The organism is Fodinicurvata sediminis DSM 21159 (assembly GCF_000420625.1).
Lineage (GTDB): Bacteria > Pseudomonadota > Alphaproteobacteria > Kiloniellales > DSM-21159 > Fodinicurvata > Fodinicurvata sediminis.
On sequence record NZ_ATVH01000011.1, the window covers coordinates 64,129 to 87,938 of the forward strand.

Annotated in this window: 22 protein-coding genes and 1 riboswitch; of the genes, 10 read left to right on the forward strand and 12 right to left on the reverse strand. The window is 55.9% G+C overall.

What is annotated here, in order from left to right; all coding sequences use genetic code 11:
• Position 1: 1 nt before the first annotated feature.
• The 7 genes from uppS to fabZ all read left to right on the forward strand — a co-directional run bounded on the left by uppS (position 2) and on the right by fabZ (position 7,591).
• Entirely contained in the window at positions 2-742 is a 741-nt protein-coding gene (gene uppS, locus G502_RS0101530; RefSeq protein WP_022726897.1) for an undecaprenyl pyrophosphate synthase, read from the forward strand.
• A gap of 13 nt (positions 743-755) precedes the next feature.
• The gene (locus G502_RS18150) at positions 756-1,568 is read left to right on the forward strand and encodes a phosphatidate cytidylyltransferase (protein WP_022726898.1); all 813 of its coding nucleotides are present in this window, start codon (positions 756-758) and stop codon (positions 1,566-1,568) included.
• Positions 1,553-2,752 (forward strand): 1-deoxy-D-xylulose-5-phosphate reductoisomerase, encoded by a 1,200-nt coding sequence (dxr, locus tag G502_RS0101540; RefSeq protein ID WP_211217784.1) that lies wholly within the window; start codon positions 1,553-1,555, stop codon positions 2,750-2,752. The genes G502_RS18150 and dxr overlap by 16 nt, the downstream gene beginning before the upstream one ends.
• 115 nt (positions 2,753-2,867) lie before the next feature.
• Positions 2,868-4,085 carry an RIP metalloprotease RseP gene (gene rseP, locus G502_RS0101545; protein WP_022726900.1) on the forward strand — a complete coding sequence of 406 codons (1,218 nt, stop codon included), beginning with the start codon at positions 2,868-2,870 and terminating at the stop codon, positions 4,083-4,085.
• A gap of 23 nt (positions 4,086-4,108) precedes the next feature.
• The gene (gene bamA, locus G502_RS0101550; RefSeq protein ID WP_211217785.1) at positions 4,109-6,433 is read left to right on the forward strand and encodes an outer membrane protein assembly factor BamA; all 2,325 of its coding nucleotides are present in this window, start codon (positions 4,109-4,111) and stop codon (positions 6,431-6,433) included.
• Position 6,434: 1 nt separating this feature from the next.
• Positions 6,435-7,019 (forward strand): OmpH/Skp family outer membrane protein, encoded by a 585-nt coding sequence (locus tag G502_RS0101555; RefSeq protein ID WP_040487470.1) that lies wholly within the window; start codon positions 6,435-6,437, stop codon positions 7,017-7,019.
• Between the two features lie 80 nt (positions 7,020-7,099).
• Complete coding sequence (gene fabZ, locus G502_RS0101560; RefSeq protein WP_026988945.1) at positions 7,100-7,591, forward strand: 3-hydroxyacyl-ACP dehydratase FabZ; 492 nt, start codon at positions 7,100-7,102, stop codon at positions 7,589-7,591.
• Between the two features lie 100 nt (positions 7,592-7,691).
• Here fabZ and gltA read toward each other — a convergent pair whose 3' ends face one another.
• Both gltA and gltX read right to left on the reverse strand, forming a co-directional pair.
• The gene (gene gltA / locus G502_RS0101565) at positions 7,692-9,011 is read right to left on the reverse strand and encodes a citrate synthase (protein ID WP_022726904.1); all 1,320 of its coding nucleotides are present in this window, start codon (positions 9,009-9,011) and stop codon (positions 7,692-7,694) included.
• An 83-nt stretch (positions 9,012-9,094) separates the two neighbouring features.
• Positions 9,095-10,513 (reverse strand): glutamate--tRNA ligase, encoded by a 1,419-nt coding sequence (gene gltX, locus G502_RS0101570; protein WP_022726905.1) that lies wholly within the window; start codon positions 10,511-10,513, stop codon positions 9,095-9,097.
• A 234-nt stretch (positions 10,514-10,747) separates the two neighbouring features.
• On the opposite strand from gltX, the gene G502_RS18155 reads away from it, so the two are divergent.
• Positions 10,748-12,847: a ComEC/Rec2 family competence protein gene (locus G502_RS18155; protein ID WP_162140932.1), complete on the forward strand. Its 2,100-nt coding sequence runs from the start codon at positions 10,748-10,750 to the stop codon at positions 12,845-12,847.
• On the opposite strand, the gene lexA is transcribed toward G502_RS18155, so the two are convergent.
• The 9 genes from lexA to G502_RS18170 all read right to left on the reverse strand — a co-directional run bounded on the left by lexA (position 12,848) and on the right by G502_RS18170 (position 21,334).
• The gene (gene lexA, locus G502_RS0101580) at positions 12,848-13,570 is read right to left on the reverse strand and encodes a transcriptional repressor LexA (RefSeq protein ID WP_022726907.1); all 723 of its coding nucleotides are present in this window, start codon (positions 13,568-13,570) and stop codon (positions 12,848-12,850) included.
• A gap of 98 nt (positions 13,571-13,668) precedes the next feature.
• Positions 13,669-14,070, reverse strand: a complete 402-nt coding sequence (locus tag G502_RS0101585; RefSeq protein ID WP_022726908.1) for a Na+/H+ antiporter subunit G — start codon at positions 14,068-14,070, stop codon at positions 13,669-13,671.
• Between the two features lie 16 nt (positions 14,071-14,086).
• The gene (locus tag G502_RS0101590; protein ID WP_022726909.1) at positions 14,087-14,356 is read right to left on the reverse strand and encodes a K+/H+ antiporter subunit F; all 270 of its coding nucleotides are present in this window, start codon (positions 14,354-14,356) and stop codon (positions 14,087-14,089) included.
• Positions 14,353-14,844, reverse strand: coding sequence for a Na+/H+ antiporter subunit E (locus G502_RS0101595; RefSeq protein WP_022726910.1), 492 nt, complete (start codon positions 14,842-14,844; stop codon positions 14,353-14,355). Before G502_RS0101595 ends, G502_RS0101590 begins: the two co-directional genes overlap by 4 nt.
• The gene (locus G502_RS18160; RefSeq protein ID WP_022726911.1) at positions 14,841-16,475 is read right to left on the reverse strand and encodes a monovalent cation/H+ antiporter subunit D; all 1,635 of its coding nucleotides are present in this window, start codon (positions 16,473-16,475) and stop codon (positions 14,841-14,843) included. Before G502_RS18160 ends, G502_RS0101595 begins: the two co-directional genes overlap by 4 nt.
• A complete protein-coding gene (locus tag G502_RS0101605) occupies positions 16,472-16,825 on the reverse strand; it encodes a Na+/H+ antiporter subunit C (RefSeq protein ID WP_022726912.1) in 354 nt (117 codons plus the stop codon). The genes G502_RS18160 and G502_RS0101605 overlap by 4 nt, the downstream gene beginning before the upstream one ends.
• A gap of 3 nt (positions 16,826-16,828) precedes the next feature.
• Positions 16,829-19,660, reverse strand: coding sequence for a monovalent cation/H+ antiporter subunit A (locus G502_RS18165; RefSeq protein WP_022726913.1), 2,832 nt, complete (start codon positions 19,658-19,660; stop codon positions 16,829-16,831).
• 143 nt (positions 19,661-19,803) lie between these two features.
• Positions 19,804-20,580, reverse strand: a complete 777-nt coding sequence (locus G502_RS0101615) for an ABC transporter permease (protein WP_022726914.1) — start codon at positions 20,578-20,580, stop codon at positions 19,804-19,806.
• A 4-nt stretch (positions 20,581-20,584) separates the two neighbouring features.
• The gene (locus G502_RS18170; RefSeq protein WP_022726915.1) at positions 20,585-21,334 is read right to left on the reverse strand and encodes an ABC transporter ATP-binding protein; all 750 of its coding nucleotides are present in this window, start codon (positions 21,332-21,334) and stop codon (positions 20,585-20,587) included.
• Positions 21,329-21,432: riboswitch (TPP riboswitch) on the reverse strand. Its footprint overlaps the gene before it by 6 nt.
• A 75-nt stretch (positions 21,433-21,507) precedes the next feature.
• Between G502_RS18170 and G502_RS0101625 the strand changes: the two genes are divergently transcribed.
• Both G502_RS0101625 and G502_RS22765 read left to right on the forward strand, forming a co-directional pair.
• Positions 21,508-22,644 (forward strand): acetoin utilization protein AcuC, encoded by a 1,137-nt coding sequence (locus tag G502_RS0101625; protein WP_022726917.1) that lies wholly within the window; start codon positions 21,508-21,510, stop codon positions 22,642-22,644.
• Between the two features lie 9 nt (positions 22,645-22,653).
• Positions 22,654-23,112 carry a DUF192 domain-containing protein gene (locus G502_RS22765; RefSeq protein ID WP_022726918.1) on the forward strand — a complete coding sequence of 153 codons (459 nt, stop codon included), beginning with the start codon at positions 22,654-22,656 and terminating at the stop codon, positions 23,110-23,112.
• Positions 23,113-23,125: 13 nt separating this feature from the next.
• On the opposite strand, the gene G502_RS0101635 is transcribed toward G502_RS22765, so the two are convergent.
• Entirely contained in the window at positions 23,126-23,791 is a 666-nt protein-coding gene (locus G502_RS0101635) for an O-methyltransferase (protein WP_022726919.1), read from the reverse strand.
• Between the last annotated feature and the right edge of the window lie 19 nt (positions 23,792-23,810).

Below are 23,810 nucleotides of genomic sequence, written 5' to 3' on the forward strand. Positions count from 1 at the left end.
CATGACGGCGCGGCCGTACCCGCTTCATGAAAACTACCCTCGGCATGTTGCCATCATCATGGATGGGAACGGGCGTTGGGCCACCCAACGCGGGCGTCCCCGTAAGCTGGGGCACCTGCAGGGTGCGGAAGCGGCCAGAAGAATCGTGCGTGCTGCAAGTGAATTCGGCCTGTCCTATCTGACACTGTTTGCCTTCTCATCCGAGAACTGGCGCCGACCCGGAACTGAGGTTGCCGAACTTATGGGTTTGCTGCACCGCTATCTCAGCGGTGAGCACAGGCAAGAACTGGAAGAACTGGATATACGCTTGCGCGTCATTGGCCAGCGTGAGCGCCTGCCCGACACGACATTGCGGCAGATAGAGCGCATCGAATCCGAGACAGCGCATCATAAAGGGCTGAACGTTGTCATTGCCATCAGTTATGGCGGTCGGGTCGAGATCGCGACGGCAGCACGTCGCTTGGCGCAGAAGGTGCAGGAAGGGGAGATGGACCCTGGGGAAATCAATGAAACCCTCATGGAACGCTTCCTGGAAACCAGCGCGTTTCCCGATCCTGATCTCTTGATCCGTACGGGTGGGGAGAAGCGAATCAGCAATTTCCTTCTCTGGCAATTGGCATATGCCGAGATGGTGTTCTCGGACTGCTTGTGGCCCGATTTTGACCGTGAAGCATTTCTTGCTGCCCTGAATGAGTACCAGATGCGCGAGCGCCGATACGGTGCCCTTGTCTCCACGGGCTAGAGGATCCTCTGCCATGGCCAATATGGCTCGGCGTGTCTTGGCAGCACTGGTGCTAATTCCACTTGTTGTAGGTATTTTCCTGCTTGGATCTCCTTACAGCGACATGCTGCTGCTGCTCGTGGTGCTTCTCATGGCCTGGGAATGGTCTCACCTGGTGTTGTCAAAGCCTGAGGCGACTGTGTTGCATGTTTCATTCAGTTTAGCGGCAGGGCTTTGTTTCTTGGCATGGGTATATGCTCCCCCCTTGGTGGCCTGCTTGGCAACTGCCATTGGAGTGACGACAGGATGGGCCCTTGGTCGAATGGGCCAGACCAGACCAGGCACGGGCGCATGGTTGGTGCTTGGGCTGTTCTATACTGTCCTGCCGATCCTGGCTTTCCAGTTTATTGCTTCAGACACATACCACGGAGGTCTGCTGGCGATATGGCTGTTGCTGGTTGTCTGGTCGACGGACACGGCAGCAATGGTTTCGGGCAAAACCATTGGCGGTCCTCGACTCTGTCCCAGGGTCAGTCCCAACAAGACTTGGGCGGGTTTGCTGGGTGGGGCCGTGTTTGCAGGTTTTGTTGGCATGATCGCAGCCATGCTCTTTTCTTACGAAAGACCTTTGATTCTGTTCCCTGTGGCCATGGTTCTTGCATGTGTGGCCCAAGCTGGGGACCTGCTCGAATCCTTGGTCAAGAGACACTTCCATGCGAAGGATAGCGGGCGATTATTGCCTGGACATGGAGGCATACTGGATCGTGTTGACGGACTGGTGACAGCCTCTCCCTTCTTGTTGATGCTGCTCCAGTGGCCGGTGTTCGAAGGATGGATGAACGGATGACCCGAGCAAGCGAACCAAGGCGTATTTCCATACTCGGCTCAACCGGGTCGGTTGGAAGGAATACACTTGAATTGCTTTCCCAGCACCCTGGCAGGTTCCATGTGGAAGCCTTGAGCGCCAATCGTTCGGTTGGCCAGCTTGCTCATCAGGCGAGAGCAACTTCAGCTGCTTTTGCAGCAATAGGGGATCCCGGACTCTACGGGGACCTGAAGGAGGCTTTGGCAGGTACGGGAACCGAGGTTGCCGCGGGGCCAGAGGCTCTGGTGGAAGCTGCTGCACGCGACAGTGATTGGGTGATGGCTGCCATCGTCGGTGCCGCCGGGCTTCCGGCAACGCTGGAAGCGGTGCGCCGAGGCAGAATCGTTGCACTTGCCAACAAGGAGTCCCTGGTTTGTGCCGGTAAACTTCTTGTCGAGGCCGCACGTACGTCGGATGCCACCCTCTTGCCCGTCGATTCCGAGCACAATGCGATCTTCCAGGTTTTTGCCGCTGACCAGATAGCGGAAATCGAGGAAATCGTCCTTACAGCATCCGGAGGACCCTTTCGGACCTGGAGTCGTGCCGAGATGGACGTGGCACAGCCAGAGCAAGCATTGGCTCATCCAAACTGGTCAATGGGAGACAAGATCTCGATCGATTCCGCGACAATGATGAACAAGGGCTTGGAAATGATCGAGGCCGTTCATCTGTTTGAGCTGCCGGACTCCAGAGTCTCAGTGGTCATACACCCGCAGTCGATCGTGCATGGGCTGGTGCGTTACACTGATGGTTCCCTGTTAGCCCAGATGGGAAATCCGGACATGCGAACTCCCATTGCACATGCCTTGGCCTGGCCCGGTCGCATGCGTTCTGATGTTTGCCCCCTCAGTCTGACGGAAATGTCGCAGCTGACGTTCGATCTGCCGGACGAAACGCGTTTCCCAGCCTTGCGCTTGGCGCGTGACAGTCTGCGTCATGGGCAAGGCGCATCCATTGTATTCAATGCAGCCAACGAGGTTGCGGTCGAGGCCTTTCTGAAACGTCGCTTGCGGTTTACGGGCATTGCGCAGTTGGTGGCCCGGGTGCTTGATGGCTACCTTCCCGAAGAACCTTCCAGTTTCGAGTCTGTCCTTGAAATCGATCAGGAAGCCAGGGCGAGAGCAAGGACCGAGCTTTCTCTGGAACAGGGGGTCAGCGCAAGATAATGCGAGGTCCCTCTGTCGGCGCTTTCCCAAGGGTCTTCAGGTAGTGTAAAAGGAGACAGCCTCTGCTGCCCATCCTTGTCGGCAGTCGCCTTGCTCCAAGGAGTTGAAGTCTTTTATGCAGTTCCTAACCGGCATCGGTGATTTCGTAATCCCGTTCCTGATCATTCTGACCGTTCTAGTCTTTGTGCATGAACTGGGCCACTATCTTGTGGCTAGGTGGTGCGGCGTGCGTATCGATGCCTTTTCCATTGGCTTCGGGCCGGAATTGTTCGGCTGGAATGACCGTCGTGGCACACGCTGGAAGTTCAGCGCAATTCCGCTTGGTGGTTACGTCAAGATGTTTGGCGATGCTGACGTGACCAGCCGTCCAGCCCCCAGCGGTTCTCCCGAGAGCGCAGAGCAGCAGAATTCAGCCCAGGATCAGGGTGTTGCAACCGGTGAAGAAACGGGAGGCTGGGCCGGAGGGCGTGAGCGCCCGCTGACGGCCGAGGAGAAGGCTGTCTCCTTTCATCACAAATCACTGATGCAACGCACTTGGATTGTTTCGGCCGGCCCCTTGGCGAATTTCCTGTTTGCTCTGGTCGTACTGGCGGGTTTTTTCTTTACGTTCGGACAGCCGACCACACCGCCCGTGATCGGACAGGTTCTGCCCGAGAGCGCTGCAGAAGAGGCCGGTCTTCAGGGCGGTGATCGCATAGTGGCCATCAATGGCTCCGAAGTGGATCGTTTCGAGCAGATTCAGCGTGCAGTGCAATTGAATCTCTCTGCCCCCCTGGATATGGAAGTTGCCCGTAATGGTCAGAGCCTGATCCTTACGGTGACGCCTGAAATTGTTGAAGCCGAGGATGGCTTTGGCAATGTCCAGGAGGTTGCCCGACTTGGTATCACGGCCAGTGGAACCGAGTTTGTGCGCTATGGCCCGCTGCAATCCACCTGGATGGCAGCAGAGGAAACTGTAAGCCTTGTCGGGGCAACCATGAAGGCGCTCGGACAAATCATAACGGGATCTCGCAGTACCGATGAACTGGGCGGCCCGGTACGAATTGCCGAGATGTCTGGGTATGTGGCGGACACGGGTATGGTGTCTGTCCTTTGGTTCATGGCAGTGCTTTCAATAAACCTTGGCCTAATCAATCTCTTTCCTGTACCCATGCTGGATGGGGGGCACTTGCTGTTTTATGCGTTTGAAGCTGTGCGCGGGCGTCCCCTGGGCGAGAGGGCACAGGAAATCGGTTTCAGAATCGGCCTGGGGCTAGTACTGACACTCTTTGTATTCGTGACTTGGAACGATCTGGTAAGATTGCGTGTATTCGATTTTCTTGCAGGCTCGTGACGCAGCAGGGGACAGGCGACAGCATGCAGATCAGGCTGCCGAATTCGGCTAGGGAGGTTTTCGTGGGGCTCAGAACTCTATTCTTCGGGGGGATGCTGGTCTTTGCCATGGCCCTGACCGGTATGCCGAACAGTACAGAGGCACAATCCATCAATGAAGGCGGGATCATTGAGGAGATTCGCATTGAAGGAACGCAACGTGTCGATCCTGCGTCCGTACAGAGTTACATGCAGGTTGAGCCGGGCGATGAGTTTGAGCCGCTGACTCTCGACCAGTCACTGAAGAACCTCTATGATTCCGGGTTGTTCGAAGACGTGACCCTGCGTCGGGATGGCAGCGCTCTGATCGTTACGGTTTCAGAGAATCCCATGATCAATCGACTGGCGTTCGAAGGAAACCAGCGTATTGATGACGAGGAACTGCAAAGGGAAGTTCAATTGCGCCCCCGCGTGGTCTACACGCAAACCAAGGTTCAAAACGATGTGGAGCGCATTCAGGACATCTATCGCAGCCAGGGGCGGTTTGCGGCCACCGTCGAACCCAAGATCATCGAATTGGATCAGAACAGGGTCGATCTCGTCTACGAGATCGATGAAGGTCCCCTGACGGGTGTGGAATCCATCAACTTTGTGGGCAATGATGCCTTTTCCGGTTCCACTCTGCGGGGGGAAATCTCGACACGGGAATCGGCCTGGTATCGTTTCCTGTCCAGTTCAGACGTTTATGATCCGGACCGACTTGCCTTTGATCGAGAGCTCTTGCGACGCTTTTATCTTGAGGAAGGCTATGCCGACTTCCAGGTGCTTTCCACCAATGCCGAACTCAATCCCGACCGCTCAGGCTTCATCATAACCTTCACGATCGAGGAGGGGCCACGTTTCCGTTTCGGCGAGATCTCGCTCGAGAGCAATCTGCGGGACCTGGAACCGGATGCAGTGGAAGGCCTGCTCGATGCGCGGGAAGGGGATTGGTATGATGCCACGACCGTAGAAGATGATGTCCAGGAGTTGACCGATCGTATTGGCGAAATGGGCTATGCCTTTGTGGACGTTCAGCCACGCGCCAATACCGACAGGGAGAACGAGGTCGTCAATATTGTTTATGAAATTGGCGAGGGGCCGCGGATCTTCGTCGAGCGCATCGATATTGAAGGCAATGTACGCACAGTTGATGAAGTCATACGGCGCGAGTTCCGTCTGGCGGAAGGCGATGCCTTCAATCGGGCCCGCGTGCGGAGGTCCAGACAGCGCATCGAGGATCTGGGATTCTTCCGAACTGTTGAAATGGATACGGAAGACGGTTCCGCCGAAGACCGGGTCATAATCAAGACCAGTGTTGAAGAGCAGCCCACAGGTGATCTGACATTTGGTGCTGGTTTTTCGACGGCCGTTGGGCCCTTGGGGAGTATCCAGTTGCGCGAGCGCAATCTTCTTGGACAGGGTCAGGATCTGCGTGCGTCCGTCAGCCTTGGCGGTACGGGGTCCGAATTCAATCTGGGTTTCACGGAACCCTACTTCATGGATCGGCCCATATCCGCGGGTTTTGATATTTTCCGGATTACACGCGATCGCAGCGAGTTCTCTTTCACGGAAGAGCGTAGAGGCGGAAGCTTGCGTGCCGGCTATGATCTGACCGAGCACACCCGGAATGTCTGGCGCTATACGCTTGAGCGTCGTGAGATCGATGATGTGGATGACGATGCCCCCATTCAGGCCAAACGCGAGGAAGGAGCCTCCTGGCGTTCCAGCATCAGCCAATCCCTGATTTGGGATAAGCGCAACAGCACACGCAATCCGACAGAAGGTTTCATTGCCGATCTGACAACCCAGTTCACAGGCCTTGGAGGGAATGTACGTTTCCTCAGAGGCAGTGTAGGCGGCCGCTACTACTTCCCGCTGGGGGATGAATGGACGCTGTCCTTGGGAGCACGTGGTGGCACGATGCATGGCCTGGGCCAGGATACGCGCATCAGTGACCGCTTTCAGCTTGGTGCCGATGAGTTCAGGGGCTTTGATTATGGTGGCATCGGTCCAAGGGATGACAGCAGTCGGGATCCACTTGGGGGCAACAACTTCGCCAAGGGAACTGTCGAGTTTATCTTTCCGTTGGGGCTTCCAGATGAGTTTGACGTGCGGGGTCGTCTGTTTTCCGACTTCGGCACTGTCTGGGGTGTGGACGATGACACGGATGTCATCGGAGACAACAGGTCAATCCGTGTTTCCGTTGGCCCGGGTGTGTCATGGGATTCACCGCTTGGCATGATCAATCTAGACCTTGGTTTCCCCATCCAAAAGGAAAGTTACGACAAGACCCAGATATTCAACTTCAGTTTTGGGACACAGTTCTGATATGACCTTTCGAAACGCTTTCATCGCCGGATTTGTCGCATCCGCCATGACAGTCATGGCAAGCTTGGGCATGGCGCCACAGGCCACGGCACAGGATGAAATGCCAACGCCAAAGATCCTTGTTGTCGACCTGCAGCAGGTCATGCGCGAAGCTGAGGCCATGAAGGGCTTGCGTGAAGAAGCCGAAGGGTTGCGCTCGGAAATGGAGCAGGAGCTTCAGCAACAGGAACAGTCCTTGCGCGAGGAAGATGAAGCCCTGTCGCGGCAACGCACGGTATTGTCCCAGGATGCTTTCGAGGAAAAGCGCGGGCAGTTGGAGCAGAAGTTCAGCCAGTTCCAATCCTCGGCGAACACGGAAATGGGTCGACTGGAAGAAGCTTATTCGGAAGCCGTGGCTGAAGTCGAGTTCACCATCGTTAGAATTTCGGATGATATTGCTGGAGAGCGTGGTGCAAACATGGTTATTCCCAAGTCCACGCTTCTGCTTGTTGGCGATGATTTCGAGATTACCGAAGAAGTCACGACGCGCTTGAATGAGGAACTTCCAAGCGTCTCGTTGTCCTTGGAAGAGAGTGATTCAGAGTAACAAACGCACACCACCAAACAGGCACCCGTTAAAGTAACGGGTTGTCCTCTATACAATTTCAAGTTATGGGATTTTCTGGCATGACGGCCTCAAGGAAATCTGGCTCTGAAACCTCCAAGGAAAAGCCTGAACTCCGTTTTGACGTGATGGAAGTGATGCGGATGATACCGCACCGCTATCCCATGTTGCTGGTGGACCGTATCCTGGAACTGGAACGGGACAAGGATGCTCTCGGCCTGAAGAACGTCACCATAAACGAGGGTTTCTTCCAAGGACACTTTCCCCGACAACCCGTCATGCCGGGTGTGCTGATCATAGAAGCGATGGCGCAAACGGCAGCTGTCCTTGTCGTTGAGACGCTTGAAGGGGCAGCGGCCGGTAAACTGGTCTACTTCATGTCAGTGGAACAAGCGCGCTTCAGACGGCCGGTCGTTCCGGGAGATCAACTGCACATTCATGTGAGCAAGGTTCGCAACCGAGGACCGGTCTGGAAATTTGAAGGCGTGGTTCGCGTGGACGACCAGATTGCAGCCGAGGCCGGTTTCAGCGCCATGATACGTGAGGACGAATAGCAGGTCTTCCTGGGTTCTTCATATGGACCGAAGTCCAAACGGAAAAGGGCGCCATCTGGCGCCCTTTTCACTTTTCGGCTCAATGGCAGACCGACAGGGGTCAGCTCTTGAAGGACTCCGGAAGTTCACGCCCTGTGTTGCCCTGATAGAGCTGGCGTGGCCGGCTGATGCGGTGATTGGGATCTTCGACCATTTCGTTCCACTGGGCAATCCAGCCCACTGTACGGGCCACTGCAAAGAGAGCGGTGAACATGGAAGTGGGAAAGCCCATGGCTTTGAGAATAATGCCTGAATAGAAGTCCACATTCGGGAAGAGCTTCTTCTCGACAAAGAAATCATCCTCCAGGGCGATGCGCTCAAGTTCCATTGCCAGATCGAGCAACGGTTCCTGCTTGCGGATGCCGAGTTCATCCAAGACCTCATGGCAGCTTTTCTGCATGACCTTGGCGCGTGGATCATAATTCTTGTATACGCGGTGACCGAAGCCCATGAGACGGAACGGATCGTTCTTGTCCTTGGCGCGTTCGATAAACTCCGGAATACGGTCCTTTGAGCCGATCTCCTGCAGCATGCGAAGGACCGCTTCGTTGGCGCCCCCATGGGCGGGCCCCCACAGAGATGCGATGCCGGATGCAATGCAGGCAAAAGGATTGGCGCCTGAAGATCCGGCGAGCCTTACCGTAGAGGTCGAGGCATTCTGTTCATGATCCGCATGCAGGATGAAGATGCGGTCCATGGCACGTGCCAGTGTGGGACTGATCTTGTATTCCTCTGCCGGAACGGAAAAGGTCATGTTCAGGAAGTTTTCCGCGTAGCTCAAGTCATTGCGCGGATAAACGAAAGGCTGCCCCACGGAATACTTGTAAGCCATGGCGGCAATGGTCGGCATCTTCGCGATCATGCGATGCGATGCGACCATGCGCTGGTGAGGGTCCGTGATGTCTGTTGAATCGTGATAGAAGGCTGAAAGGGCGCCAACCACACCCACCATGACCGCCATGGGATGCGAGTCACGGCGGAAACCCCGGAAAAAATAGATCATCTGCTCGTGGAGCATGGTGTGATAGGTGATGTCATGCTCGAACTTCGTCTTCTGTTCGGCATTGGGCAGGTCGCCGTTCAGGAGCAGGTGACAGACATCCATGAAATCGCAGTGCTCGGCCAGATCCTCGATCCGGTAGCCGCGATGCATAAGGATACCTTTGTCGCCGTCGATATAGGTGATCTCGGAATCACAGGAGGCTGTCGAGGTGAAGCCGGGATCGTATGTGAACATCCCCGTTTCCCCGTACAGCTTGCGTATGTCTATGACACGCGGGCCGACAGTGCCATCGATGACCGGCAGTTCCCACTGCTGACCTGATTCGTTGTCGGTCAGGGTGACCGAATTCTGGCTTTTATCACTGTTCGCGTTGGTCATCTTGCTATCCTTGTAAAAGGCTGTGGTCTATTCATTTCCACCCGAACTTTTGCGGCGCAGCATAAGCGCCTATCAGGCACCGATCAATTGGCAGAAATGCTAAAAGTTTCCACCTGTTCGCGCGCATCGTTCAGCCGGCCCAGGGTTTCCTCGCGGCCTAGAATCGCGGCGACTTCGAAGATGCCGGGCGAAATACTGGAACCGGTAAGTGCTGCACGCAATGGCTGTGCAACAGCACCCAGCTTGAGTTCACGCTGTTCAGATAGCGTTCTGATACTGTTCTCCAGTTCGTTTTCGCTCCAGTTTTCGACTTTCTCCAGTATTTCCTTGATGTCTGCGAGCAGGTCCTTGCCCCCTTTGGCAATCAGTTTCTGGGCCTTTTCTTCGAAAACCAGGGGACGATCCGAGACATAAAACTGCCCCAGGTCGGCAAGCTCTTTCATAGTCTTGGCCCGTGGCTTCAAACCGGCCATTCCAGCCAGCAAACGCTTACGGCCAGCAGTTGTAACCTCGCCATAGAAATCCGTGCAGAGAATATCGACCAGACGCTGATCCTCCGCCTCTCTGAGATAATGACCATTGAGATTGCTGAGCTTTGCAAAGTCAAAGCGTGCGGCGGAACGTCCAACTCCATCCAGGTCGAACCACGCGATGGCTTGATCCGTGGAAATCACTTCGTCATCACCATGTCCCCATCCTAGGCGAAGTAGGTAGTTTCGAAGCGCTTCGGGCAAGAATCCCATTTCCCTGTACGTCTCCACGCCAAGGGCACCGTGTCGTTTCGACATCTTTGCCCCGTCTGGGCCGTGTATCAGGGGGATATGCGCAAAGCTCGGAGCTTCCCATCCAATTGCTTCATAGAGGAGGGTTTGCCGAAAGGCGTTGGTGAGATGATCGTCTCCCCTTATGACATGCGTGATGCCCATGTCATGGTCATCGACAACCACGGAGAGCATGTAGGTGGGCGATCCATTTGCACGCAGCAGAACCATGTCGTCCAGCTGTTCGTTGGCAACCCGAACGGATCCCTGGACTTCGTCCTTGATCAAGGTTTCCCCTTCTTGAGGGGCTTTCAAACGAATAACCGGATCCACGCCTTCCGGTGCTTCTGAAGGGTCCCGATCGCGCCAGCGCCCATCATAGCGCATGGGACGGCCCTCTTTCTTCGCCGTCTGCCGCATCTCGTCCAGTTCTTCTTGAGAGGCGTAACAGTAGTAGGCTTGTCCAGCCTCAAGCAGTGCACGGGCAATTTCGGCATGGCGTTCTGCGCGCGTTGATTGGAAAACGGTTTCTTCGTCCCAATCCAGCCCCAGCCATTCGAGGCCTTGCACGATGGCCTGGATTGCCTCGTCGGTCGATCTCTTGCGGTCCGTGTCCTCTATACGCAGTCGAAAGACACCACCGTGGTGTCGTGCGTAAAGCCAGTTGAACAAGGCCGTGCGCGCTCCACCAATATGCAGGAAGCCGGTGGGCGAGGGGGCAAAGCGTGTCACCACTGTCATGCGTTTATCCGAGATCCTTTTCTCAGTGCAAGGCAAAGCTGCTGAAGTTGTTGCGTTGGCGCTGTCTAGCACATCTCTCCTGATGACGCACGCGGCAGCATAGCCGGTGTTATGTCGGTGGTGCAGAGATGGAAATACATATTATAGTTGCCATTGACTGGAATTTAATAAAAACTTTTCTCTTGTTCATACATTCCCTTGAGTCGGGAGGCAGTGCTGTTAGGCGTTCATTTGGTGGCTGAGCGTGACCGCTGGGGGTTATGGTGCATTGTTGGACTAGGCTGTGGCGTTGCAGGGTACTATTCCCTCCCAATTGAGCCTCCCACACAGATTTTCCTGGCCACAGTTCCAGCGGTTTTCATCCCCCTGTTCGTGGCCTGGTATCGACAATGGAGCGTGATCTATCCATTGTTCATTGTCCTGACCACCTTAGCTGGATTCCATCTTGCGCAACTTCGTACCTATCAGGTTGCCGCTCCCGTTCTACAGGATGAACTGAACGCGGTTGATCTGGTTGCAGAAGTGATCTCGTCCGAACCTGTTACAGGTGGAGTTCGACTGCTATTGCATCCTGAGAGGATCGAAGGGCTCGAAGACAAAGACTACCCCCATTACTTGCGCGTGGTCAGTCGCGGCGAAATGCCAGAGTTAAAATCCGGACAAAGGATTGAAGCCCTGGCGTCTCTAGCTCCGCCACCACCACCTGCCGTTCCCGGCGACTATGATTTCTCGCGCGTGGCGTATTTCCAGAGAATTGGTGCGGTTGGGTTCACTTTTGGAGCTCCTGATCCGATTGGGCAGCGTGTCGGGGAAAAAGGCCAGGACAGCTGGAGAGCTCCTATCGAAGCCTGGGCTCAGTGGTGGAGTGAAAATCGCCGCCGGCTAGCCGGCATTTCCATTCGGCGTTTACCTGGACAGACGGGGGCCGTGACGGCTGCGCTTTTGACTGGACTGCGGGGTGCCATATCGGAGGAGACAAATCAGGCAATGCGCCATTCAGGGCTTGCACATCTGTTGGCTATCTCTGGTCTGCATCTTGGCCTGATTGCAGGGACGGCATTCTTCGGCTTGCGTGCCTTCCTTTGTCTATGGCCAACCATTGCGCTCCGCCTGCCTGCCAAGAAGATCGCTGCCGCATCAGCTCTTGTGGTCGCCTTCTGTTATCTTTTTCTGGCCGGTGCGACCATTCCCACCCAGCGCGCATTCATCATGACGGCCCTTGTCCTTGTTGCTGTATTGCTGGATCGGACAGCTTTGACTCTCAGGCTGGTTGCCATGGCCGCCTTTCTTGTGTTGTTCTTGTCTCCTGAAAGCCTGCTCGGGGCAAGCTTTCAGATGTCCTTTGCAGCGGTGACGGGGCTTGTCGCGGGCTATGAGATCCTGCGAGAGCATCGGGTTTTTTCGGATCACGGCCAGACGAGCCGAGGACGCATCACGACCGCCCTGAATTATCTTTCAGGTGTCGCCATCACGACGGTTATTGCAACCATCGCCACAGCACCCTTCGCGCTCTATCACTTCAATGCCTTGACCAGCTATGGCCTGCTCGCAAATTTGCTGGCTGTGCCGCTTACGGCTTTCTGGATTATGCCGGCTGCGCTTCTGGTTCTGCTTGCCTATCCCTTTGGTTTGGCTTTCGAGGTATTGCCCTTGATGGGCAAGGGGGTGGAGTTGGTTCTACATGTGGCTGAGTATATCTCCTCGCTTCCAGGGGCCCGTCTGCTCGTTCCGCAAATGCCAAGCTGGGGGCTTGCTCTCTGCGTGGGTGGTGGCCTGTGGCTGTGCCTTTGGGGCAGAAACTGGCGCTTCGCAGGATTTCCGGTTTTTCTGGCTGGCTTGGCGACGCCGCTATTCCATGATCCGCCAGACATCATGATTTCGGAAAGCATGGAAGTCATGGCTGTAGCCGACCCCGGGGGTCTCTTGGCCTTGTCCAATCGTCGCAAGGCGCGCTTTTCTTCAGATCAATGGCTTGAAAGACGTGCTCAACACAACCCTCTGGCCTGGCCTGAAGCAGGCACGCGCACTGCTGAATGGTTGGCCTGCGATGACATTGGATGTCTGTACGACAGGAAGGGCAAAAGGGTTGCCTTCCCACTGGAAGCTCAAGCCATGGCAGAAGACTGCATGTCTGCTGATCTGGTTATTACGAGCAAGAATCCGACTGTGATGTGCCAGCAGCAAATAGAGCGGTCACTATTGATCACCCGCCTCGATGTTTGGCGAAACGGAGGACATGCATTTTGGCTGCGTGATTACGGAATAGATCAGTTGACAGTCCGACAGTGGCAAGGCGACAGGCCGTGGACGGCCTATGGAGAGCGCCCGGAATAATCAGTATTTTCGGATCAAGCCGGCCAAGCGCCCCTGAATCTGGACACGGTCAGGTGGAAAGAGGCGTGTTTCATATTGCGCGTTGGCAGGTTCCAAGGCGATAGCTCCCTGGCGCTGACGCAATCGCTTCAAGGTGACCTCCTCTCGATCCACCAAGGCAACAACGATTTCACCATTTGCTGCCTGATCCGTAACCTCAATTATAACGGTGTCACCATCTAGAATTCCGGCGTCCATCATGGAATCGCCTTCAACCTGAAGCGCATAGTATTGACCATGGCCCAGGAGTGTCTGGGGAACCTCGGTGTAGCTGTCGGGGTCTCGCAAAGCTTCTATGGGCGTGCCGGCTGCAATCTTGCCGTAGAGCGGCAAAGAGGCAATTTCGGCCTCGCTAGCCTCCGATCCAGCAGCAAGGACGGGATCGACTGCAGCTTCGGCCGGGGCATTTGCGTTCGGCCGCCCACCTTCGATCACACTTGGTGAAAAGCCCCCGTTTGCTGCATTCAATTCACCAGGCAGGCGCAGTATTTCGATTGCCCGTGCCCGATGAGGCAGGCGTCGGATGAAATTGCGCTCTTCCAAGCCGCTGATGAGGCGATGTATCCCCGACTTGGACTTCAAGCCAAGAGCTTCCTTCATTTCATCGAAGGACGGGGAGACGCCATGCTCATTCAGATGGCGATGCAGGAAAAGCAAGAGTTCATGCTGCTTTTTGGTGAGCATCGCGGCCTCCGGCTTCAATGGCTTCAAGAAGAACGAATCGTAAACTTCCTCAATGTTCTAGTATTGTTCTTGTGATTCGTCAAGCGAACCGAACCGGCTTATCGAATCTCGGTCCGGCTGTGCTTGTCACTTTTCTCAAAGGTGGCCCACCCAGCTTTGCCCGCACCGGCAGGAGGTGGCAACTGGAACTGGTCCGTATCCTGCCGCGCCCTGATTCTGTGAAGATGGGTCTTGGCGACAAGATAGGCTGTTACCGGTGCGACAAGAAAGAGAAATATCGTGATAAGCAACTCGTGAACGGAAAGTGTTCGCTCAACAAAAGCGAAATAGAGGATGGAAGCAATCAACATGCCCCCGATGCCCAGTGTGGTCGCCTTGGTTGGCGCATGCAGGCGGGCCATCAGATCCGGAAGCTTGCTGAGGCCGAACGAACCAACCAGCGCAAAGACACCGCCTACCACGATCATAGCGGATATCAGAAGTTCAATCAGGAAGCCCATTGCCACGCCCATTTTTCTATTCGATGATATCGCCACGCAGGAGGTACTTGCAGAAGGCGACCGTGGTAATGAAGCCGACCATGGCAAACAACAGCGCAGCTTCGAAATTGGTGCTCGATCCCTGCCAGATGCCGAAAAGGATGAACAGGGCAATCGTGTTGATGGTCAAGGTATCCAACGCCAGGATTCTGTTGATGGAATCCGGTCCGACGATCAGGCGATGAAGATTCATCAGCACGGCCAAGCCTATGCTTATGAAACCGAAGTAAGTGGCATACGCGATCATTCGAAAATGTCCTTCAGCCGTTTTTCATAGCGGGACTTGATTCCGGTTACAGTTTCCTGTTCGTCGGCAACATCCAGTCCATGGACGAGAAGGCTCTTGCCATCTGTCGAGATGTCGCTGCTGACAGTTCCAGGCGTCATGGTAATCGTGCCAGCAAGGATGGCGATAGCTTCCGGTGTACGTATTTCCAGGGGAACCGTGAAGAAGCGTGAACGCAAATCACGATTGCGGCGAAAGAGGATCAGGTACGCAACCTGCACATTCGCGACGACAATATCGTAAAGAACAACAATTATGTATTCGGCAACCTTCAAGGGATTCCGGATAGTAGGCCTGTCGGGCCAGAAACTGCTGGTCATGATGGGAATGATGATCCCCAGTATTAGTCCCAGAACGAGGGTGGCCGGTGTGAAGGCGTTCATCAACATCATCCAGACCAGGGTCAATACCGCGGTCATGATGGGATGAGGGAAGACTTTGCGAATCATTGCATGTCTCCTTCCTCGCCAAGGCCATCTTCCGTGCCGGCAGCCTCGGGCGAACTGCCAAGTCCCGACTCGGTAGGTACATCACTTCCCAGGACGGCTTCTATATAGGGGCGACCATCCAGAAGCTGTGCAGCCGTTGTATCGAAATACTGGCTGACGGGGCCTGAAAAAGCTGTCAGCAGTCCAATCAGACTCAAAAGGAAAGCTGCAGACGCAATACCAAGTCCGCTATCGGGACCTTGCCCCTGTTCCTTTCGGCTTACGCTTTCCATGGGGGCGGATGGTCCAGATGACTGGGCAACTGCCTCTGCCTGGCTTTTCCAGAACAGAATGCTTCCAGCGCGCGAAAAGCCTATGATGTTGAAAAGGCTGGTCGAGAGGATCACGCCCCAGATCCAGGCGACATAGGGCGTGCCTGTGGCACCATTGAGTATCAGCAGCTTGCCGACAAACCCACTGAGTGGCGGCATGCCGACCATGCCGATTGCCGCCAGGAAGAACAGCCCCGACAACAGGGCCTCCCGGCGCAACGGCAAGCCGAAAGCCAGTGTATCCTGGCCATCGCTGCGGCCATTGATGACCAGTTCGGCTATGAGGAAGAGGGCGCCGGCGATGAAGGTGCTGTGCACCATGTAATAAAGGCCTGCCGAAACGGCCGTTTCGTTGAAAAGGGCAAAGGCCACCATCAGGGTGCCCATTGAGCCGATGACAGAAAAGCATATCAGATCGCGCAGGGAACGGCCGGCCATGACACCCAGCATCCCCACGACAAGGGTCACGAGGGCGGCCGGCATGATCCAGTCCTGGGCAATCCAGGAGATGTCGCCTGCGCGCTCGCCAAAGATGAGTGTGTAGACTCTCAGGATCGAGTAGCCGCCCACCTTGGTCATGATCGCAAACAGTGCTGCAACGGGCGCAGCTGCGGCTGCGTACGTCGCAGGCAGCCAGAAATGCAGTGGCACAAGGGCTGCCTTGATGGCGAAAACCATGAGGAGCAGGAGCGCGCCAACCTGGACAAGCGCCAGGTCACCACTATCGACCTGGCCCACACGCAGTGCCAAATCCGCCATGTTCAGCGTTCCCGTTACGCCGTACAGCAGGGCCATCGCCACGAGAAACAGCGAGGAGCCCATCAGGTTGACGACGACATACTGCATGCCGGCCTTGAGGCGAGTGGCGCCGCTGCCGTGAAGCATCAAGCCGTAGGAGGCAATGAGTAGCACCTCGAAGAAGACGAAGAGATTGAAAAGATCGCCTGTAAGAAAGGCTCCGTTGATGCCCATGATCTGGAATTGGAAGAGGGCATGAAAGTGCCTGCCTCGCTTATCCCAGCCGGCAAGGCTGTAGATCAGGACAGCCAGGACCAGCAGCATGGTCACCAGGACCATGGCGGCTGACAGCCGGTCCAGGACAAGGACAATACCGAAAGGAGCCGGCCAGTTACCAAGTTCGTAGCTGTAGGGTGGATTGCCCGTGGCATGAACAACCAGCCCCACGGCAATCACAAAAACCGCAAGGGCAGACACGATGGACAGGAAGCGTTGCAGGACCAGGTCCTGACGTGCCAGCAAGACAATCAGTGCCGCAGTCAGTGCCGGCACCACAATGGGGAGAATGGTCCAGTGTGTCATGAGGGGTCCCGCTGCTCCGCGGTTTCTGACCTGGTTGCGTTGATGCTGTCTTCACCTGTCTCCAGATATCCGCGCAATGCCAGCACCACGGCAAGCGCTGTCATGCCGAATGCGATAACGATCGCCGTCAGGACGAGCGCCTGGGGCAGTGGGTCGGCGTAGCCTGATGCATCCTTGGATATGATTGGGGGCAGGCCAACGTTCAGGCGCCCCATCGAGAACAGCACGAGATTCACGGCATGGGACAGCAGTGTCAGGCCAAGGATGACCGGAAAGGTCCGTCCACGTAATAGAAGGTAGACGCCGCAGGCGGCAATCAGCCCGATCCCAGAAGACACGAGCAATTCCATGAATCAGGCCTCCTTTCCATCGGTTGTCTGTTCCTGAGCCTCGTAGGCCGCATCCGCACGCTTGCCAATACGCGACAGATTGGCCAGAGCCACCATGACGGCGCCGACAACGGTCAGGAAGACTCCAACGTCGAAGCCCAGGGCGGTCGCCAATTCGAACTCACCGATGACCGGCAAATGTACGTAAGTATAGTCACTGGTCAGGAAGGGGCGTCCGGCAAACCAGGCCCCAACTCCGGTCAAGCCCGCAGCCAGGACACCTGCTCCGATCAGGCCGTGATAGTCCAGCTTCAGCTTGTGTTGTGCCCAGGAAAATCCACTGGCCATGTATTGCATGAGAAGTGCGATGGAAACAACAAGACCGGCAATGAACCCACCGCCCGGCTGGTTGTGGCCACGCAGGAAGATATACACGCCGACCATCAGCGCGAGTGGCAGAAGGACACGTGTTGCAATCACCAGGATAAAGGGGTGGGGGTCCATGGCGCGCATACCCTCGGGGACCCACTTGGACAGGCGCCGCTGAGCAGCACCATGGAGGGCACTGTCTAGAAGTGCATAGATGGCCAGGGCTGCAATGCCCAGAACGATGATCTCTCCGAAGGTGTCGAAGCCTCTGAAATCCACCAGGATGACATTTACGACATTGGTGCCACCACCACCCGGCTTGGATTCTGCCAGATGGTAGTCCGAGATGCTTTCAAAGCCACGGGTGGTCACGGCATAGACCAGCCCTGCAACCCCCAGGCCGGCCAGTCCGGAAAGAACCAGATCCCTGAGTTTCCGCAAGCTTGAGCTTTCGCGTGGTGTCTCCTTGGGCAGGAAATTCAGGGCCAGCAGCATCAGGACCACGGTTACGACCTCGACGGATATCTGCGTCAAGGCCAGGTCAGGCGCCGAGAAGTAGAAGAAGGTAAGCGAAACCACCATACCGACAACACCGATAAGGATCAGGGCAAACAGTCGGTTATGGTGGAACATCAATGTGGCGCCGAGGGACATGACCAGCAGCACCCAGGCCACAAGCCCGGGCCAATTGATCGGTACCATGGATCGCTCGCCGGCGGCCAGGGGTGTGCTTCCAAGATAGCCAGCGAAACCGACGGCTATGATGGCTGAAACCATGACGGCCAGGTAGCGCTGCAACGAACCGTTATGAGCAAGCTCCGTGATCTGCCTGCTGACATTGGCTATGGCCTCGATTATGGCCTCAAATATCACCTTGGCTTCAGGTCGAGGGAAGCTCTCGCGGAAGGATTTGGCGGGAAAGTAGAGGGCCATAAGGGTCAGGCCGCCCGCCAATGCAATCATGCTCATGAACAGGGCAGGTGTGAAACCGTGCCAGATTGCCAGATGATAGTCTGGTGTATTTCCTCCGGTCACCGCACCGGTGGTGACCTTGACCAGCGGTTCGGCAATTAATCCCGGCAGAAGGCCGATCAGAACAACCAGTGAAACCAGTATGGATACGGGAAGCCACATGCCGAAAGGTGGATCATGAGGCTTGTGCGGGTAATCGTTCCGGACAGGGCCGAGAAATGTGTGAAAGGCGAAACGTGCGGCATAGGCGACAGAGAAGAGTGCACCGAGCGTCGCGAAGACCGGAAGCACCCAATCCTGGCCCAAGTAAGAGGTGTGAACCGCCTCTTCGAGCATCATCTCCTTCGAAATGAAGCCGTTCAACAGGGGGATACCCGCCATTGAAGCGGCAGCAACCAGCGCCAGGGTTGCCGTTATCGGCATCAGGGTAAGCAAACCACCCAAACGCCGCATGTCACGCGTATGGGCTTCATGATCGACGATGCCGGCGCTCATGAAGAGGGCCGCCTTGAAGGTGGCATGATTGATGATATGGAAGACGCCCGCCATCGCTGCCAGGGGTGTTCCGAACCCAAACAGCATGGTGATCAGGCCAAGGTGACTGACGGTCGAGAAGGCCAGAAGTCCCTTCAGGTCATCCTTGAAGATTGCGATCCAGGCGGAAACGATCATCGTGACAAGGCCGAAACTGGTCACGATGTAGAACCACTCGGGTGTGCCTGAAAGCGCCGGCCAGATGCGGGCCAGCAGGAAGACACCGGCCTTGACCATGGTTGCGGAGTGCAGGTAGGCGCTGACAGGTGTTGGCGCCGCCATGGCATGCGGCAACCAGAAGTGCAGGGGGAACTGTGCAGACTTGGCAAATGCGCCGGTCAGGATGAGCAACAGGGCCGGAAGATAGAGGCTGGAACTGCGGATCTGGTCACCAGCCTGCAATATCTCACTCAAGTCATAGGAACCTGCAATCTGCCCCAGCAGAATCATGCCGCCTATCAGGGCCAGACCGCCACCACCGGTTACCGCCAGTGCCATGCGGGCGCCCTGGCGCGCTTCGGGCAGATGTCGCCAGTAGCCGATAAGAAGAAACGAGCTCAGACTGGTCAGTTCCCAGAAGATCAGGAGCAAGAGGATGTTGTCGGAGAGCACGATCCCGACCATCGCCCCCTGGAAAAGCATCAGGTAAACATAGAAGCGCCCCATGGGGTCCTTATGACTCAGGTAGAAGCGCGCATAGAGTATGATGAGCAGTCCGATTCCCAGGATCAGAAGTGCGAACAGGAATCCCAGGCCATCAAGGAAAAAGTTCACGTTCAGGCCAAGCTGGGGGAGCCACTCGAACCGGGCCTGTATGACCTGCCCAGAAAAGACAGCAGGCGCCTGGACCAGAAGCAGGACAAAAGCCACGAGCGTGAAGGCCCCGGTTCCATAGGCACAAGCATTTCGGCCTGCGCGTATCAGGAAAGCCGGGAACAAGGCGCCGATGAATGGCAATAGGACAATCAGTGCGAGATTCATGCTTCCCCTGCTAAGCACAAAGCGTTCTGTCCGGACGGCTTGGCCGCCATGAAGTGCCGCGCCAGATTAGTGACACGCGCGGCGGAATCAAGAAAACCCGTACATTGCGATACGTTTTTTGCCGCCAAGCTTCGCTTCAGGGGCTATCGAGCGATGTCACTTTCTTCGGGCGACCAGGGCAACAGCAAGTGACAGAACCTGTCGGTCAGAAAGTAGAGCAATAGTGCCAGAACGGCCAAGACGACGAGTGCGGCAAACATGACATCGATCTGCATGCGCGCATTGGCATTCAGCATCAGATGTCCCAATCCGGCGCTGGAGCCGACCCATTCCCCTATAATGGCGCCTATCGGCGCAACAGCGGCTGCAACGCGCAGTCCGGATGCCAGGGCCGGCAAGGCGGCCAGTATTCGGACATGTCGGAATGTAGCCCATTTCGATGCGCCACAGGTTCGAGCAAGGTCCAGCCAACCGGTTTCCGTGCGTCGCAGTCCATCATGGAAGGATGTTGTCACGGGGAAGAAGATAATCAGGCTGGCCATGGCAATCTTGCTGGCCATTCCATAACCAAGCCATAGAACCAGAACAGGCGCCAGAGCGAACACGGGTATGGCCTGGCTCACGACCAGAACAGGAAGCAGCCAGAATCGCAGAGTTCTAAAGGTTGCGATCATCAGTGCGGAAATGATCCCGAACAGGCTTCCTATGAAAAACCCCAGCAGTATCTCGGCAAGGGTTATGCCCGCATGGAAGGCCAGGCTGTCCCAACGCTTGAACAGTACAGCTCCAACCTGACTGGGTGCGGGTAGAATATAGGCCGGAGCACCTGTAACCCAGACCAGGGCCTGCCATAACACGAGGATGCCAATGAAAATCCCCAATGGCCGCAACCTTGCACCAATCTGTTTCACACCAGACATGAAATCAGTTGCTCTCTGCGGCCAAATGCTGGCGTGCTCCGCGCAGGCTATTGATCAACTGCGTCTGTAGGCTTGTTATCTCCGGACTGTCGATATCCCGAGGGGGCCGCTGGGTGAGTTCTATCTGCTCGGCTATGTGAACAGGCTGGCCGGCAAGCACGATCAGGCGATGACCCAGTCGCAAGGCTTCCAGTGGATCGTGTGTCACCAGAAGGACCGTCCTGTCGCGAAGCAGTTCGGCGGTCAGCTCCTGAAGCTCAAGCCGCGTTATGGAGTCGACGGCGGAAAACGGCTCGTCCATCAGGATTATCTGTCGATCCTGATATAGGGTGCGTGCAAGTGCAGCCCTTTGGCGCATGCCACCGGACAGAGTTGCGGGAAGTTTTGCTTCGTGCCCATTCAGGCCAACAAGCTGCAAGAGGTGCCTGGCACGCTCCATGTCGACAGGACGCCCTGCCAGGCGGTCGGGCAGTACGACATTGTCTACAAGCTTCAGCCAGGGCAGCAACAGGTCCTGCTGGGCCATATAGGCAAGTTGTCCAACAAGGAAGGTCTGATCCTCACTGGATACGCATCCACTTGCACCACGTTCCAGCCCTGCTATGACGCGCAGCAAGCTGCTTTTCCCGACACCGGAGGGCCCGAGCAAACAGCTTGTCAATCCGGCTGGAAGTTCAAGATTGAATTCCTGGAACAGCGGCTGCCCCTTGTAGGACAAGCTGATTCCCTTGAGTGATATGGCAGATGCGGACATGAAGAGACACGCTTCCTACGCCGGCATGAACCGGATCAGGTTCTGGGGTCGCACTTTAGTGGTGCCTCTCAGCCTTGGCGGCTCCCCCGGTGATATGATTGGCACTATGCCCGCAGTCCAGGGACATGCCAAGTGGTTCGTTATATCGTGAAGGGGCAAGGTTTAATGGAACGATGATGAAGGATAAGACCGCGCCCCGGTTCATCGGCAGCGAGATTTACCGAAACTCCAGCTATGGCCGCCTGCATCCGCTGGCCATACCGCGCGTATCCACTTGCATGGATCTCTGCAGGGCCTTGGGCTGGTTGCCGGATGAAGTTTATGTCGACAGCCCGCGGGCCACGCCTGCACAGCTCGCCCGCTTCCATCAACCGGACTATATTGCAGCGGTCAAGCAGGCCGAGCAGACCCAACATTGTAGTGATGAGGTCAAGCAACGCTATGCGCTGGGCATGAATGGAAACCCGGTATTTCCTGAGATCTTCAGCCGACCGGCAACGGCTTGCGGTGCATCGATTGCCGCAGCTGATTGGGTCCTGAATGATATTCCAGTCCATAGCCCGGCCGGCGGGACGCACCATGGCCGTCGCGGCCATGCCAGCGGCTTCTGTTACTTCAATGACCCTGTGCTAGGAATACTGAGCCTTCTTGATAGAGGGGCAGCATCGGTTTTCTACCTGGATATAGATGCGCATCACGGTGATGGGGTGCAGGATGCCTTCCATGATGATGAACGGGTTTTCACCCTTTCCATCCACGAGGCCAACAGGTGGCCCATGAACAGAAACGATGCCGCCACTGGACCGGGAAGTCTAGTGGACAGGGCCTCGGGGCATGCGCGGAACATCCCCGTGCCCGAGGGCTTCAACGACAGCGAATTCGCCTTTCTGATGGAAGCTGCCGTGCTGCCCTTGATCGAGCGTGTGGCGCCCGAAGTCATTGTGCTTCAGTGCGGCGCCGATGCCCTGCATGAAGATCCTCTCAGTCGCCTCAGTCTCTCCAATCTTTCCCTCTGGAATACTGTTGCGAATATGAAGTTGGTAACACGTAAGCTGCTGGTGCTGGGCGGTGGTGGGTATAATCCCTGGTGCGTGGCGCGTGCCTGGAGCGGTGTATGGGCTACTTTGAACGGGCTTGATGTTCCAGATTACCTGCCAGCGCAGGCACGCGCTATTCTGTCGAGTCTGACATGGCGCCATAGCTGGGGCAGGAATCCCCCTGAACACTGGATTGATAGACTTGCCGATAGACCACGCTATGGTGCGGTTCGTGCCGAAATCAGGTCTGCAGCGCAGACTGTACTGTCGTAGGACTATTGAATGAAAATAGTATATTATACATTATTCCTTATAGTTTTTATCTGCTTCTCGGGAGGCTACCCGGCCATATCGCAGGAGCAGGAAACACAGGAACTGCTCATAGAGACAGCGGAAGGGGAAAAGCACACATTTCAAGTCGAGCTGGCCAGAACGGCCTCCGAACGTGCGCAGGGATTGATGTACAGACGTTCCATGGATGAAGACGCCGGTATGTTGTTCATCTATCCGCGTGCTCAGCACATATCCATGTGGATGAAAAACACCTTCATTCCCCTGGACATGCTTTTCATCAATGAAGACGGGAACATCATCCGCATTGCCGAACGCACCGTTCCGCACTCAACCCAGTCGATTCCTTCTGGAGGGCGGGCCAGAGCTGTCCTGGAAATCAATGCAGGCATGAGTGACCGGCTGGGCATTTCCGAAGGCGACAGGGTGAACCACCCGGCTTTTGAATAGGCGCCAAGGCTGTCTATTTTTTTATTGCCAGCGTCAAGCCATCTGCCAGAGGCAGCATGGACAGATTGATCCTCTGGTCAGCTGCCAGCTTTTCATTGAAACTCTTGAGCGCGCGGGTTGCCGCACTTTCATCATCTGATGATTTCGCGACACGGCCACTCCAGAGCACATTGTCTGCCATCAACAGACCGCCGGTGCGAAGCAAGGACAGCGATTTCTCGTAATACTGCTGATAATTTTCCTTGTCGGCGTCCAGGAAACAGAAGTCATAGGAAGCTTCCTGGCCATCCAGGAGCAGCTGGTCCAGGGTTTCCAGTGCGGGAGCAAGGCGTAAGTCCATCTTGTGACGCAAGCCGGATTCTTCCCAGTAGCGCTGAGCAATGGCCGTGTACTCCGCGCTGATATCGCAGCAGACGATCGATCCGTCATCAGGCAGGATTTCGGCGAAACAAAGAGCGCTGTAGCCCGTGAAGGTTCCCACCTCCAGGCCACGTTTCGCCTTCATGAGCTGCAACAACAAAGCCATGAACTGGCCCTGTTCCGGCATGATCTGCATCTGTGAATCTGGCAATTCTGCCGTTTCCTCGCGAAGAGCACGCCTGATCTCGGTTTCCCTCAGAGAGACATTTCTCATATAGGCGAACAGTTCGGACGTAACCTGAATGTGTTCCGTGGACAAGTTTTTCTCCCTGAACTTT